Source organism: Synechococcus sp. BO 8801 (genome assembly GCF_002252675.1).
Classification (GTDB): Bacteria; Cyanobacteriota; Cyanobacteriia; order PCC-6307; family Cyanobiaceae; genus Cyanobium.
Genome location: NZ_NQKY01000001.1, coordinates 196,234 through 208,799, shown reverse-complemented (window position 1 = coordinate 208,799; position 12,566 = coordinate 196,234). Strand labels below are relative to the sequence as shown.

Here is a 12,566-nt window from a genome sequence, read left to right as displayed (position 1 = left end):
ATGTTGTTCGGGATACCTGTGTCCTGAGCCTTGTATTCCTGAATGCATAAGCCAGATTTATTCAGGAGATTGGCAGGTCTGCTTCAAGTCGACACCCAGGATTAGGGCTCAACCACTAATGTTGCCGGACCCCAAATCCGGGGTCGCCAAACCACCCTCGAACGCACCGTTTCAGCCCTTCTCCCTTCGCCATAGTCTCCACGCTGAGGAGACGCTGACAACCACGGATTAGCCCCATGGGACTGTTCTTTGAGCAGCCCCTCTTCTTTTCTTGCCAACCCTTTTCAACTTCCTCCATCAACACCTGAATGCCATGACGAGTCGCCGTCGCTTCCTCACCCGGTTCGGGGCAGCCCTGGGATCCTCCCTGCTGCTCGCCGGATGCCTGGGCAATCCACCAGGCACCTCCGAGTCCACCAGCTCGCCCCAGGCCGCCAGCCCTGCGGCCGGCCAGGAGCTGGGCACCATCAAGCTCGGCTACATCCCCATCCTGGAAGCCGCTCCCCTGGTGGTGGGTGTGGAGAAGGGCTTCTTCGCGAAGCACGGGATCAAGGTGGAACTGGCCAAGCAGGCCAGCTGGCCCGCCGCCCGCGACAACGTGGTGCTCGGCTCCGCCGGCGGCGGCATCGATGGGGGCCAGTGGCAGCTGCCGATGCCCCACCTGATCACCGAAGGGATCATCACCGACGGCAAGAAGGTGCCCATGGTGGTGCTGGCCCAGCTGAACAGCCAGGGCAATGGCATTGCGGTCTCCAACAGCCTCAAGGCCGACAACCTGGGGCTGGATCTGGCCCCGGCCGTGGATGTCTTCCAGCGCTTCCCGCAGAAGGAAGGCCGCAAGTTCCGCGCCGCCTACACCTTCCCCAATGCCAACCAGGACCTCTGGATCCGCTACTGGCTGGCGGCGGGGGGTGTCGATCCCGACAAGGACATCGAGCTGCTGACCGTGCCCTCCACCGAGACCCTCCAGGGCATGCGCAACGGCACCATGGATGCGTTCAGCACCGGCGATCCCTGGCCGTTCCGGATCGTCAAGGATGACATCGGCTACCTGGCCGCCCTCACCGCCCAGATGTGGCCGGTGCACCCCGAGGAATTCCTGGCGGTCCGCAGCGACTGGGTCGACAAGAATCCCAAGGCGGCGGTGGCGCTGGTGAAGGGCCTGATCGAGGCCCAGCAGTGGGCCGACAAGCCCGAGAACCGCAGCGAGGTGGCCAAGCTGATCAGCTCCCGCGCCTATTTCAACACCCCGGTAGAGGTGCTCGAACCCGCGCTGAAGGGCGAGTACCTGCTGGGTGCGGATCGCAAACCGGTGAACGATCCGAAGCTGGGCCCGATCTACTGGATGAGTGATCGGGGGGTGATCTCCTATCCCTACAAGAGCCTGAGTCTGTGGTTCCTGGTGGAATCGCTGCGCTGGAACATGCACCCCGGCAAGCTCACCTCGATCGAGCAGGCCAAAGCCCTGGTCGACAAGGTGAACCGGGAAGACATCTGGCGCCAGGCCGCCACCGAACTGGGGCTGCCCGCCAAGGACATTCCCACCGGTTCCTCCCGCGGCAAGGAGACCTTCTTCGACGGAATCGTCTTCGATCCTGAGAACCCCCAGGCCTATCTCGACAGCCTCAAGATCAAGCGCTGATTCGATCGCCCAGAGGCCGGTGCCCCATCGGCCCTGCACCTCCCAGACCCGTGACTGCCGTCACGGGTCATTCCTTCCAACGGATTCCATCCCTTTCTTCCAGGACGAACCCCTTCCATGACGACCACATCCCCCAACCCCACCAGCAACGCGGCAGGCCCCCTGCTCTGGTGGAAGCGCAACCGCAAGCTGATCCTGCCGCCCCTGTTCGGCATCGCCGGCTTTCTGCTGGCCTGGCAGCTCAGCGCCAGCCTCGGGCTCACCCGGCTTCCCGGTCCCCTGAGCCTGTTCACCGAGCAGCGCACCCGTGAACTGCTGCTCTATCCCTTCTACGACCGAGGCGGCCTCGACAAGGGCCTCTTCTGGCAGACGATGGCCAGCCTGGGCCGGGTCGCCCAGGGTTACTTCCTCGCCGCCGTGGTGGGGATCAGCGCCGGCATCGCCGTGGGCCTCAACAAGACACTCAACCGTGCCTTCGACCCCCTGTTCCAGTTCCTGCGCATGGTGGCCCCCCTGGCCTGGGTGCCGATCGCCCTGGTGATCTTCCAGAAGAACCAGCCGGCGGCCATCTTCGTGATCTTCATCACCGCGGTGTGGCCGATCCTGATCAACACCGCCGAAGGGGTGCGCCAGATCCCGCAGGACTACCACAACGTGGCCCTGGTGCTGCAGATGTCGAAGAAGACCTTCTTCACCAAGGTGCTCATCCCCTCGGCCCTTCCCTACATCTTCACGGGCCTGCGCATCTCCATCGGCCTGGCCTGGCTGGCGATCATCGCCGCCGAGATCGTGATGAGCGGCATCGTCGGCATCGGCTTCTTCATCTGGGATGCCTACCAGCAGAACTACGTCAGCGACATCGTGCTGGCCGTGATCTGGATCGGCGGCATCGGCCTGCTGCTGGATCGCCTGATGGCCTGGATCCAGTCCCGCATCTCCCCCGGCCAGTGAGACACACCCAGCCATGAACCTGCCCACTGTCCTGAGGCCCTTTGGATGGCTCGACGCCTGGATGAGCGAAAGGAAGAACGTGATCCGCTTTCTTCTGGCCCGCCTCCTGCTCATGACCGCCATGGTCCTGGCCTTCTGTGTCCTCCACTTTCCCCAAACGTGATCCGCCATGACAGCACTCGTTGATGTTCAGAATCTCGAAAAGAACTTTCCCCTCACCGGTGGCGGCAACTACCTGGCCCTGAAGGGGATCGATCTGGAAATCCGCAAGGGCGAATTCATCTCCCTGATCGGCCACTCCGGTTGCGGCAAGTCCACCCTGCTCAACATGATCGCCGGCCTGGATCTGCCCACCAGCGGCACCGTGCTCCTCGAAGGCGAAACGGTGAAGCGCCCGGGCCCCGACAAGATGGTCGTCTTTCAGAACTACTCGCTGCTGCCCTGGCTCACCGTTCGCCAGAACATCGCCCTGGCAATCGAGGAGGTGATGCCCGACCTTGGCAAAGCGGAGCAGGACGCGCTGATCGAAGAGCACATGGAGATGGTGGGTCTGACCCAGGCGGCCACCAAGCTCCCCGCCCAGCTCTCGGGCGGCATGCGCCAGCGGGTGTCGATCGCCCGCGCCCTGGCCATCAAGCCCAAGCTGCTGCTGCTGGATGAACCCTTCGGCGCCCTCGATGCGCTGACGCGGGGGAATCTGCAGGAAAAGCTGATGCAGATCTGCAACGAGCACGAGCTCACCGCGGTGATGGTCACCCACGACGTGGACGAGGCGGTGCTGCTTTCCGACCGGATCGTGATGCTCACCAACGGTCCTGGCTCGAAGATCGGCGGCATCCTCGAGGTGGACATCCCCCGGCCACGCCAGCGGCTCACGGTGGTGCACCACCCCAGCTACTACAGCCTGCGTTCGGAGATCATCTACTTCCTCAACCGCCAGAAGCGGGTGAAGCAGTGGCAGGCGCGCCCCCACAAGGTGCTGGCCCGCCACGGCCTTGAAAAGGTGAATCTCGACCTGGGCTTCATTCCCCTGGCCGCCTGCGCCCCCCTGGCGGTGGCGGAGGCCAAGGGGTTCTTCACCAAGCACGGTCTCGACGACGTGCAGCTGGTGCGGGAGACCAGCTGGCGGGGTGTGGTCGACGGTCTGGTCGACAAGACCCTCGACGCGGCGATGATGCCCTCGGGCATGCCCACCTGGATGACGGCCGGCGGCCACGGCAGCGAGCCGCTGCCGATCGTGTCCTCCCTCACCATCAGCCGCAACGGCAACGAGGTGACCCTCGCCAAACGACTGGCGGAACAGGGCGTCAGCACGGTGGAGGACTACCGCGCCTGGTTGGGCAGCCACGAGCGGGAGCCCCACCGGATCGGCATCGTCCATCCCGCCTCCATGCACAACCTGCTGCTGCGCTACTGGCTGGCGGCCAACGGCATCGACCCCGACAAGGACGTGCACCTGCAGACCCTGCCGCCGGCCCAGATGCTCGCCGACCTCAAGGACGGCTCCATCGACGGCTACTGCATCGGCGAACCCTGGAACTTCCGGGCCGCCAGCAGCAGTCATGGTGTGCCGATCGTGGGGGATCTGGAGATCTGGTCGGGCCATCCCGGCAAGGTGCTCGGCGCCCGCGAGGACTGGGCCCAGAGCTACCCCAACACCTACATCGCCCTCACCAAGGCCCTGCTGGAAGCCTGCCGCTACTGCGCCGATCCCGCCCACTGGGCGGAAATGAGCGAACTGCTCAGTGACCGCCGCTATCTGGGGATCAAAGCCGATCTGATCCGCTTCAGCGGCCAGCAGGGCGATTCCGGCTCCTTCGCTCCCCACGGCGAACCGCACCACCTGTTCTACGGAGCGGGGCTGAACCGGCCCAGCCGCAGCGAGCACCTCTGGATCCTCACCCAGCTGGCCCGCTGGGCCGAGATCCCCTTCCCCCGCAACTACGTGGAGATCCTCGAGCGGGTCTGCAGCGTGGGGGTGTTCAGCACCGCCGCCCGCGAGTTGGGTCTGGACGACGTGAGCTATCAGCGCCAGGGCATCGAACTGTTCGACGGCCGCCCCTTCAACCCCGAGGACCCGATCGGCTACCTCAACGATGTGTCCCTGCACCGCGATTTCAGCGTCGCCGAAATCCCCATCGGCCAGCCCCGTGCCATCAGCGTCTGATCCGCCGTCCCTCCGCCCCTTCCTCCCATGATCACCACCGCCACCCAGCCCCTGCTGCGTTTCGAAGGCCTGGGCAAGGTCTACCCCACCCCCACCGGCCCCTACCCGGTGCTGGACAACATCAACCTGCAGGTCGAGCAGGGGGAATTCATCTGCGTCATCGGCCATTCCGGCTGCGGCAAGTCCACCCTGCTGAACATGGTCTCCGGCTTTTCGACACCCACCGCCGGCCAGGTGCTGCTCAACGGCAGGCCGATCGAGAAGCCCGGGCCCGATCGGATGGTGGTCTTTCAGGGATACGCCCTGCTGCCCTGGATGACGGCCTACGAGAACGTCTATCTGGCCATTGACGAGGTGAAGCCCGACCTCTCCAGCCGCGAGAAGCGCGAGATCGCCGTGGACCATCTGGCGATGGTGGGCCTGGAGAAGGCCATGGACAAGCGCATTCCCCAACTCTCCGGTGGCATGAAGCAGCGGGTGGCCATCGCCCGCGCCCTGGCCATCCGCCCGGAGGTGCTGATCCTCGATGAACCCTTCGGGGCCCTCGATGCGATCACCAAGGAGGAGCTGCAGGAGGAGCTGCTGCAGATCTGGAACACCCAGAAATGCACCGTGCTGATGATCACCCACGACATCGATGAGGCCCTGTTCCTCGCCGATCGGCTGGTGATGATGACCAACGGCCCGGCCGCCTCCATCGGCGAGGTGATGCCGATCGACTTCCCCCGGCCCCGCAACCGGGAGGACATCATGGAGGATCCCAAGTACTACGAGCTGCGCAACACCGCCCTCGACTTCCTCTACAACCGCTTCGCCCACGACGACGTGGAATGAGGCCCACGGGGCGGGTCATGGCCGTTCATTTCTGCCAGGATGCGCCCCCCACAGCGGAGTTGCTCTGGTGATGCGGATCTCTCCGTCCCTGGCCGCTCTGGGCCTGGCGCTCGCCGCAGGCCTGGCCGCTGTGCCGCCGGCCCGGGCCCTCGAGACGATCGAGCTGAAGCTGCCCCTGGTCGAGACCACGTTCTCGATCCGGCTGGCGGAACTGAGCGATCCCGGGGCCCTGCTCGCCGGCAACAGCGACCTGGCCGAACTCGACCAGGCCACCCGGGGCGCCATCGGGCGCTCCCTGGTGGATCTGTTCAATGCCCCCCTGCCCCTGCAGGCCCTGGACGTGGCCCGCCAGGTCGTCCCGTCCCCCCTGGCCCAGCAGGCCCTGCTGCTGCTCTCCTCCCTCGGGGGGGTCGACGGTCTGCCGGCCGACGTGTCCAGCGACACGGTGCTGAAGGTGCTGGACCGGGCCGCCGGCCGCGGGCCCCTGACGATGCTGGGGGTGCTGGAGGCCGTGCCGGGCAGGACCGCCAGCGTCGATGTGGGCAAGGGCCTGTTCCTGCTCCAGCGGATGAACGCCCAGCTGCTGTCGGCGCACCGTCTGCTGGAGGGGGGGACGGCAGCGACGCCGGCCCCCTCCCTGCGGGATCCGGGCCCCCTGCCCGTGCGGCGCGACACCCTGACCCTGCCGGTGACCTACCGGCCCCAGCCCCTTGAGGTGGTGGTGATCCGCCCGACCCAGCAGGCCTCCGGCCGGCTGGTGGCCATTTCCCATGGCCTCTGGGACGGGCCCGAGAGCTTTGAGGGCTGGGCACGGCACCTGGCCAGCCACGGCTACACGGTGCTGCTGCCCCGCCACCCCGGCAGTGACCGCACCCAGCAGCAGGCCATGCTCTCCGGCAAGGTGCCGCCGCCCGGTCCGGCGGAGCTGCGCCTGCGCCCCCTCGACATCTCTGCCCTGATCGATGCGGCGGCCGCCGGGAAGCTGGGTCTTCCGGGCGGACTGGACACCGGTTCGGTGGTGGTGCTGGGCCAGTCCTGGGGGGCCACCACGGCCCTGCAGCTGGCGGGCGCCCGACCCACCTCCCAGCAACTGCAGAAACGCTGCAGCAATCTGCAGGATCCCCAGCGCAACCTGAGCTGGGTGCTGCAGTGCAGCTTCCTGGGCGCCATCGACCAGGCCGTCCTGGCCGATCCGCGGGTGAAGGCCGCCGTGGCGGTGAGTCCGCCGATGTCGCTCCTGTTCGAGACCGGAACCATCCCCGTCTTCCAGGGGCGGGTGCTGGTGGTGAGCGGCAGCCGTGACTGGGTGGTGCCACCCGGTCCCGAAGCCATCGCTCCTATGGCCCGGGTCGCCCGCCTGGGGAAGGACGGCCATCGGCTGGTCCTGGCAGGCGGCGGTGATCACTTCAACATGGGCTCCCCCTATGACCAGGGCGGCGGACCCCTGCGGGGACTGCTGCTGGCCTGGGTGAACGGGGCCTTCGCCGCCGGCCCCGCCGTCGCCCCCGGGCCCGGAGCCCCGGCCCTGCTACCCCCGGGTGGCTGGGGGGGTGACGGCCTCCCCCTGGTCGACGTGAGCGACCGGCTGGCGAGTTGGAACCCCTGAAGCGCCGGTGCCTGTCGTCTGACCCACACTTGATCCGGCGCCCAAGGATCCGGCCACCCGATCGATGCCCCCCCTGCCTTCCCTGCCCTCAACGGCCCACGCCTGGGGCGCCACCGGCTTGGCGGCCCTGCTGATCCTGGCCGGGCCGGCGGCCGAGGCCGCTGAGCAGGTGGTCTTCGTCAGCGGAGCGTTTCGCCGTTCGATCCCCGTCGCCGACCTGGAACGGCTGGCCCGGACCGGTGAGGCCGTGGGCCTGCTGGGGGATGCCCTGCGGCTGGGCGGCAAGGACCCCGCCGAGGTCGGCAGGCTGCTGAACCACCGGGTGACGCTGCCGCTGGCGCTGACCACCCGGCTGCTCAGCACCCGCTTCGGCGAGAACGCCCTGGAGCGGCTGTCCGGCATCCTCTATCCGCTGAGGGCGCCACAGGTGGGCATGGTGGCGCTGCGGTCAGCGACGATCCTGGGGATCGAGTCCGGCTCGGGAACGCTCTCGGCGGTGGGATTCCTGCGGGCCTACCCCAACGAGGAGATCGCCATCAACCTGCCGGCCCTGCAATCGGCCCTGGCGGGGCTCAGCGGCATGGGCCATGTGGTGAAGGAGTTTCTCGAATCCGACCTCGGCGCCAACCTCGAGCGGATGCAGGAACCCGGCCCGCCGGCCAGCCCCTGACAGCGCCATCCGGGGGGCGGGCCGGCAAGCCGGAGCTCAGGCCGGCCGCGCCATCAGATCCGTCAGGGCCTCGGATTCCGGCACGGCCAGCCGCTTCAGAATCGCCACCAGGGCCGCCAGCTGGGGACCCTGGAGGTGGAAGAGCCCCGGCTCGGCGCTGGCCTGCCAGCCGCGTTCCTCAAGAACCGCATGGATGGCGGCGCGGATGGTCAGGGCCTGGGATTCACCGGCGACGGGGAGCACCTGGACCGTCTCCTGCTGCCCCCCGGGGTCGGCGGGGCTGTCCCTGATCTCCAGGCGAAACCAGCGCAGACCATCCGGCATCGACTGGGCCGTGAGGTGAAGCTCGCAGCGGCAGGCGCTGAGGCCGCGGTCCACCGCCCGGCCCAGCTGCAGGGCCAGGTCGCCGTCGGCCTGGGCATCGAGGCCGAGCTGGGCATGGAAGGCGGCCGCGCGATCCTGCTGCTGGGCCTCGGTGGCTTGCCGCCGTCCGCGGTCCGCCTCCGCCCGGAGGTGCTCCTGCCAGGCGTGGGCCACGAACACCGGCAGCAGGCTGAGGTCGTTGGCCTGGAAGGCCCGCGAGAGGTTGTCCGGGAGGGTGGCCGTGCTGCCGTCCTGCGCCCTCAGGAGCAACCAGTCCTGCAGGGCCGTTGCTGACTCAACCATGGTTCCAACCTTTTATTCAATTTTCGTTCACCCTAACCTCATTTTCGCCCGTCGTCCCCTCAAGGAGCCACAGGGCGAGGCCGCCGCCGCGGCCCCGGGCCGCCAGCCAGTGCGGGCGTTCGGCGGCGATCAGGGCGAAGAAGGGCCGGCGCAGCGGATCGGGCTGGGGCAGGGCCCGTTCGATCAGCACCCGCCCGCCCAGCAGCAGCAGCAGGCGCTCGAAGCTGAAGACCAGCAGGGGGCGGCGGCCCTCCAGACGGCCCACACCCTCGAAGCGGAGCTCCAGGGCACCGAGGCGCACGCTGTTGGCCAGCCGCAGGCCCCCAGCCTCCGGAGCAGCCCCGTCCGCGGACAGCCGCAGCCGGGCCGCCAGCCCCCGCAGCAGGCCGGCGGCCACCGAGGCCGGCTCCCGGCTCCCCTTGTTCCAGATCCGCTCGAGTCGCCAGCAGCCGACCAGATCCGCCGTCGTCAGGCCGCTGCCCTCCCGGCGACAGCGGCGTTCCCGTTCGAGCAGCCATGGGGCATCGGGGATCACGGCAGCGCCTCTGAAAGCAGCTCTCGACGCTAATGACCCCCGCCTCGCAATCACCAGCTGCTATTGAGAATCGCTTGCAAAAGTGCCGGTGGGGCGTCTAGGTTGAGAGCCATTCGCAATAAGGCCCCTCCCTTCGCCCGATGCGCTACCGCTTCCTCCCCGACGATCCCGTCAGTGCCGTGCGCATGCCCGCCGGTCAGACGGTTCTGCTTGACCCCACCCCACGCCCCGGCGGCTCCTGCCTCGAGGTCCTCGACGGCATCGCCCGCGTCTACTGCCCCTGCGAGGAGACCGAGGGCATGACCCTGGCCTTCCTGCAGCCCGGTGACCAGCTCCGCACCGACCGTCTCTGCAGCGAGGGTGTCTGCGTCGAGGCCCTCACCCCCCTCTGCTTCCGCAGCGATGCCGAGCCCCTCGAAGGCCATGGCTTCGATCCGGTCAACGAGTGGACCCTGCAGCTGCTGCGCATCCGCCACCTCGGCAGCGCCGAGCAGCGTCTCCATGCCCTGCTCTCCCTGCTGGTGCGCCGCCTGGGGCGCCGCTGCGGCCCCTGGTGCGACCTCCCCTTCCGCCTCACCCATGAGCGCATCGGGGAGCTGATCGGCACCACCCGCGTCACCACCACCCGGCTGATCTCCCGCATCCGCGCCGCCGACCTGATGCAGGTCCCCAGCGGCGAGACCAGCCTGCGCCTGGCACCGGCCCTGGTGGATGGCGCACCCCTGGCGGCCTGATCCGCGATGGCCGCCCCGATCCACACCGGCGACAGTCTCATCGGCAGCCTCTGCCGCGACATGGCCGCCGTGCGCCAGAGCTGGCAGCGGCTGAAGGGGCAAGGGGCCGCCTGCCGCGACGAACGGCTCCGCCTGAGGCTTGGCCGTGAAACCCGCCGACTCGAGCAACGCCGCCTGGAACTGCAGCGCCAGGCCCATGCACTGACGCGTCTGCCCCTACGCGATCCCCTCGGCGCCGCCTTTCTGCTGGAGATCACCAGCCGGCCCCTGGCCGCCTGATCCGCCGGGGGAAGGGGGCCGGTGCCCGAGGGTTCAGACCTGAGCAGCGACCGGAGCCTGGGCCGCAGCCAGTTCCCCATCGATCAGCAGCATGGAGGCAGCCTCCTGGCGCCCGAAGCGCACCCGACCGAGCAGGTGGGCCGCGCCGTTCTCGGCGGCGATCTGGCCCTGGATCATCGGGTCGAGGAAGACGGTGGTGCGCACGTCGCCGGCGCGCTCGGCCATGGAATAGAGGAGCTGCAGGGACGTGGTGACATCGGCCTCGAGGCGGAAGGCATCCGCGAGCACAGACTCGAAGTCGTTCCAGCGCTGACAGGGGGCGGGCAGCTCCCCGAGGTCCACCGTCTGGCCGCGGGCGATCAGGTAATCGGCCAGCAGGCCGGCATGCTGCTGTTCGCCACGGGACTCGGCCATGAGGTGGGCGGCGAAGCCACGCAGTTCCCGCTCGGCGAACCAGAGGGCCATGGCCCAGTAGGCGGCGCTGGCCTTGCGCTCCAGACCCAGGTGGTCCTGCAGACCCTCCAGCAGCCCGGCATCCATGGGCTGGGCCATGGGCCTCCCGGCGGGCCCGGTGGCCACCGCGGTGCTGGGCAGGGAGGAGGTCGTGGAGGTCATCACAAGCAGCCTGGGGGGAAGGACCCATGGACCGTCCGCCCAATGTAAGGAGCCTGGCAACGAACCGGCCCATCAAGAACCGAGCCATTCCGCACGCGTCGCCGGCGGGGCTGCCCAGACTCAGGGGGCCCTGGAACGTCCCCATGGCCACCGTTGTCGACCACGCCCTGCGTCTGCGCAGCCTCTGGATCGCCTGGCTGCTGGCGATGCTGTTCCATGTGGAACTGGGCCTGATGCCCCTGTTCCACGGGATCTCCCCGGAGATCCATGGCCATGTGGCGGCCTCCCGGCTGCCGCTGCTGTTCGGCGCCATGCTGGCGTACTTCCTGGTGCCCCTGGCTGCGGTCGTGCTGATCGCCTACGCCGCCAGTGATCCGGGCCAGCCGCGCCGCTGGCGCCACTGGCGCTCTGCCCATTTCTGGCTGAGCGTTGTCTATACCCTCACCAACCTGCCCCACCTGGCCGCCGACATCCTGGTGCCGGACGCCCGGGCCGACCAGATCGTGCTGATGCTGGCGATGGTGCTGATCGGCCTGCTGATCAACCGCGAGGCCTGGTTCTGGTGGCGTGGTCAGCGCGGCCCGCTGTCCCCCAGCAGGCAGGCCACGTGGGCGACACTGGCCGACGCCAGGCCCTTCAGGTCGTAGCCGCCCTCCAGGGCGGACACCAGACGGCCCTGGGCATGGTCGGCGGCAATGGTGAGCAGCAGCTGGGTCAGGGCCGTGAAATCCCCGTCCTGCAGCAAGAAATCCCCCAGGGGATCGCCGGCCCTGGAATCGAAACCGGCCGAGATCAGCACGAAGTCCGGGGCGAAGGCTTCCGCCAGCGGCAGGAGCTCCTCCCGCCAGGCGGCCACCAGCTCGGGCCCAGACGTTCCGGCCGGCAGTGGGCAGTTGCGGGTGGTGCCGGCCCCGGCCCCCTCCCCCCGCTCCTGGCGGGTGCCCGACCCCGGATAGAGCGGCGCCTGATGGCTGCTGAAGAACAGCACCGAGGGGTCGCTCCAGAAAATGTCCTGGGTGCCGTTGCCGTGGTGCACGTCCCAGTCGACGACCAGGATCTTCTCGAGACCATGGACCGCCTGCAGGTGGCGGGCGGCGACGGCCACGTTGTTGTAGATGCAGAAGCCCATGCCCCGCGCCGCACTGGCATGGTGCCCAGGGGGCCTGACAACCGCATAGGCCCGGCGGACCCGATGCTCCATGACGGCCTCCACCGCCGCCAGCACCCCCCCCGCCGCCAGCCGCGCCGTGCGCTCCGAGTGGGGGCTGATGGCGGTGTCACCGGTGGAGAGCTGGTCACGGCCCGCCTGGATGTCCTCCTTGACCCGCTGCAGATACCCCGGGGCGTGGCAGCGCAGCAGCTCCGCGTCCGTGGCCGGGCGCGGTGGAAGGATCCGGCAGCGGGCCAGCAGACCAGCCCGCTCCAGGCCCTGGATCACGGCATCGACCCGGGCGGGGCACTCCGGATGCCAGGGGCCGGTGATGTGGTCGCGGTAGCTGGCGCTGCAGACGATGCCGACGTCCGCGGCTGGCGACGGCGGGGCAGAAATCAGTGGGGCAGAAGGCAGACCGAGCTGGCGTTGCCCCTCACCCCCACCGCTCGGCTGGGAACCTGGGGCAGCCATTCCGGACGGGGCGACACCTCACTCTGCTGCATGGCCAGGGCGTCGGCGGGGAGCTGTTCGCTGAGGACGACACCCACCGAATCCCGCGCCCAGATCTCCACATCCGTGGCGGGCGGGCAATGGAAAGTGAGCACTTCAAAGGGGAAGACAACACGTTCGAGGAAGAAATCCTCGGGCCCACAGCAGCGGATGATCCGCATCCGTTCCGAACAGTTGCGATAGCTACAAAGTAAGGCGTCCATG

The 12,566-nt window shown here is 68.4% G+C and carries 15 protein-coding genes; 10 read left to right on the top strand and 5 right to left on the bottom strand.

Translation table 11 applies throughout. The features are described from left to right. The first annotated feature begins 313 nt into the window (after window positions 1-313). The 7 genes from CJZ86_RS01010 (at window position 314) to CJZ86_RS00985 (ending at window position 7,870) form a co-directional block, all read left to right on the top strand. Window positions 314-1,642 carry a CmpA/NrtA family ABC transporter substrate-binding protein gene (locus tag CJZ86_RS01010; RefSeq protein ID WP_094584098.1) on the top strand — a complete coding sequence of 443 codons (1,329 nt, stop codon included), beginning with the start codon at window positions 314-316 and terminating at the stop codon, window positions 1,640-1,642. A 117-nt stretch (window positions 1,643-1,759) separates the two neighbouring features. Then, complete coding sequence (gene ntrB / locus CJZ86_RS01005) at window positions 1,760-2,593, top strand: nitrate ABC transporter permease (RefSeq protein WP_094584097.1); 834 nt, start codon at window positions 1,760-1,762, stop codon at window positions 2,591-2,593. A gap of 13 nt (window positions 2,594-2,606) precedes the next feature. Continuing rightward, on the top strand, window positions 2,607-2,756 hold the full coding sequence (locus CJZ86_RS17210; RefSeq protein WP_233133760.1) for a hypothetical protein: 150 nt from the start codon (window positions 2,607-2,609) through the stop codon (window positions 2,754-2,756). A 6-nt stretch (window positions 2,757-2,762) separates the two neighbouring features. Further along, complete coding sequence (locus CJZ86_RS01000; protein ID WP_094584096.1) at window positions 2,763-4,760, top strand: ABC transporter ATP-binding/substrate-binding protein; 1,998 nt, start codon at window positions 2,763-2,765, stop codon at window positions 4,758-4,760. 27 nt (window positions 4,761-4,787) lie between these two features. Then, complete coding sequence (locus CJZ86_RS00995) at window positions 4,788-5,594, top strand: nitrate ABC transporter ATP-binding protein (protein ID WP_094584095.1); 807 nt, start codon at window positions 4,788-4,790, stop codon at window positions 5,592-5,594. Window positions 5,595-5,664: 70 nt separating this feature from the next. After that, window positions 5,665-7,200, top strand: a complete 1,536-nt coding sequence (locus CJZ86_RS00990) for an alpha/beta hydrolase family protein (RefSeq protein ID WP_233133759.1) — start codon at window positions 5,665-5,667, stop codon at window positions 7,198-7,200. A gap of 64 nt (window positions 7,201-7,264) precedes the next feature. Beyond that, the gene (locus CJZ86_RS00985) at window positions 7,265-7,870 is read left to right on the top strand and encodes an alpha/beta hydrolase (RefSeq protein ID WP_094584093.1); all 606 of its coding nucleotides are present in this window, start codon (window positions 7,265-7,267) and stop codon (window positions 7,868-7,870) included. 36 nt (window positions 7,871-7,906) lie between these two features. On the opposite strand, the gene CJZ86_RS00980 is transcribed toward CJZ86_RS00985, so the two are convergent. Further along, window positions 7,907-8,536 (bottom strand): hypothetical protein, encoded by a 630-nt coding sequence (locus tag CJZ86_RS00980; protein WP_143593997.1) that lies wholly within the window; start codon window positions 8,534-8,536, stop codon window positions 7,907-7,909. Between the two features lie 16 nt (window positions 8,537-8,552). Next, window positions 8,553-9,071: a hypothetical protein gene (locus tag CJZ86_RS00975; RefSeq protein ID WP_094584091.1), complete on the bottom strand. Its 519-nt coding sequence runs from the start codon at window positions 9,069-9,071 to the stop codon at window positions 8,553-8,555. 140 nt (window positions 9,072-9,211) lie between these two features. On the opposite strand from CJZ86_RS00975, the gene CJZ86_RS00970 reads away from it, so the two are divergent. Next, window positions 9,212-9,805 (top strand): Crp/Fnr family transcriptional regulator, encoded by a 594-nt coding sequence (locus CJZ86_RS00970; protein WP_094584090.1) that lies wholly within the window; start codon window positions 9,212-9,214, stop codon window positions 9,803-9,805. A 6-nt stretch (window positions 9,806-9,811) separates the two neighbouring features. Beyond that, on the top strand, window positions 9,812-10,084 hold the full coding sequence (locus CJZ86_RS00965; protein ID WP_094584089.1) for a hypothetical protein: 273 nt from the start codon (window positions 9,812-9,814) through the stop codon (window positions 10,082-10,084). Between the two features lie 33 nt (window positions 10,085-10,117). Here the strand turns inward: CJZ86_RS00965 and CJZ86_RS00960 are convergent, their stop codons facing one another. Next, on the bottom strand, window positions 10,118-10,699 hold the full coding sequence (locus tag CJZ86_RS00960; protein ID WP_094584088.1) for a ferritin: 582 nt from the start codon (window positions 10,697-10,699) through the stop codon (window positions 10,118-10,120). 143 nt (window positions 10,700-10,842) lie between these two features. Between CJZ86_RS00960 and CJZ86_RS00955 the strand changes: the two genes are divergently transcribed. Beyond that, window positions 10,843-11,346 (top strand): hypothetical protein, encoded by a 504-nt coding sequence (locus CJZ86_RS00955; RefSeq protein ID WP_094584087.1) that lies wholly within the window; start codon window positions 10,843-10,845, stop codon window positions 11,344-11,346. On the opposite strand, the gene CJZ86_RS00950 is transcribed toward CJZ86_RS00955, so the two are convergent. Next, the gene (locus tag CJZ86_RS00950; protein ID WP_233133758.1) at window positions 11,271-12,323 is read right to left on the bottom strand and encodes a histone deacetylase family protein; all 1,053 of its coding nucleotides are present in this window, start codon (window positions 12,321-12,323) and stop codon (window positions 11,271-11,273) included. The genes CJZ86_RS00955 and CJZ86_RS00950 overlap by 76 nt on opposite strands. Next, on the bottom strand, window positions 12,248-12,523 hold the full coding sequence (locus CJZ86_RS00945) for a DUF1830 domain-containing protein (protein WP_233133757.1): 276 nt from the start codon (window positions 12,521-12,523) through the stop codon (window positions 12,248-12,250). The genes CJZ86_RS00950 and CJZ86_RS00945 overlap by 76 nt, the downstream gene beginning before the upstream one ends. Window positions 12,524-12,566 lie beyond the last annotated feature (43 nt).

Excerpts from the sequence above, each read along its gene's own strand:
- CJZ86_RS01010 (WP_094584098.1), top strand. The coding sequence starts at position 314 with ATGACGAGTCGCCGTCGCTTCCTCACCCGGTTCGGGGCAGCCCTGGGA.
- ntrB (WP_094584097.1), top strand. The coding sequence starts at position 1,760 with ATGACGACCACATCCCCCAACCCCACCAGCAACGCGGCAGGCCCCCTG.
- CJZ86_RS17210 (WP_233133760.1), top strand. The coding sequence starts at position 2,607 with ATGAACCTGCCCACTGTCCTGAGGCCCTTTGGATGGCTCGACGCCTGG.
- CJZ86_RS01000 (WP_094584096.1), top strand. The coding sequence starts at position 2,763 with ATGACAGCACTCGTTGATGTTCAGAATCTCGAAAAGAACTTTCCCCTC.
- CJZ86_RS00995 (WP_094584095.1), top strand. The coding sequence starts at position 4,788 with ATGATCACCACCGCCACCCAGCCCCTGCTGCGTTTCGAAGGCCTGGGC.
- CJZ86_RS00990 (WP_233133759.1), top strand. The coding sequence starts at position 5,665 with ATGCGGATCTCTCCGTCCCTGGCCGCTCTGGGCCTGGCGCTCGCCGCA.
- CJZ86_RS00985 (WP_094584093.1), top strand. The coding sequence starts at position 7,265 with ATGCCCCCCCTGCCTTCCCTGCCCTCAACGGCCCACGCCTGGGGCGCC.
- CJZ86_RS00980 (WP_143593997.1), bottom strand. The coding sequence starts at position 8,536 with ATGGTTGAGTCAGCAACGGCCCTGCAGGACTGGTTGCTCCTGAGGGCG.
- CJZ86_RS00970 (WP_094584090.1), top strand. The coding sequence starts at position 9,212 with ATGCGCTACCGCTTCCTCCCCGACGATCCCGTCAGTGCCGTGCGCATG.
- CJZ86_RS00965 (WP_094584089.1), top strand. The coding sequence starts at position 9,812 with ATGGCCGCCCCGATCCACACCGGCGACAGTCTCATCGGCAGCCTCTGC.
- CJZ86_RS00960 (WP_094584088.1), bottom strand. The coding sequence starts at position 10,699 with ATGACCTCCACGACCTCCTCCCTGCCCAGCACCGCGGTGGCCACCGGG.
- CJZ86_RS00955 (WP_094584087.1), top strand. The coding sequence starts at position 10,843 with ATGGCCACCGTTGTCGACCACGCCCTGCGTCTGCGCAGCCTCTGGATC.
- CJZ86_RS00950 (WP_233133758.1), bottom strand. The coding sequence starts at position 12,323 with ATGGCTGCCCCAGGTTCCCAGCCGAGCGGTGGGGGTGAGGGGCAACGC.
- CJZ86_RS00945 (WP_233133757.1), bottom strand. The coding sequence starts at position 12,523 with ATGCGGATCATCCGCTGCTGTGGGCCCGAGGATTTCTTCCTCGAACGT.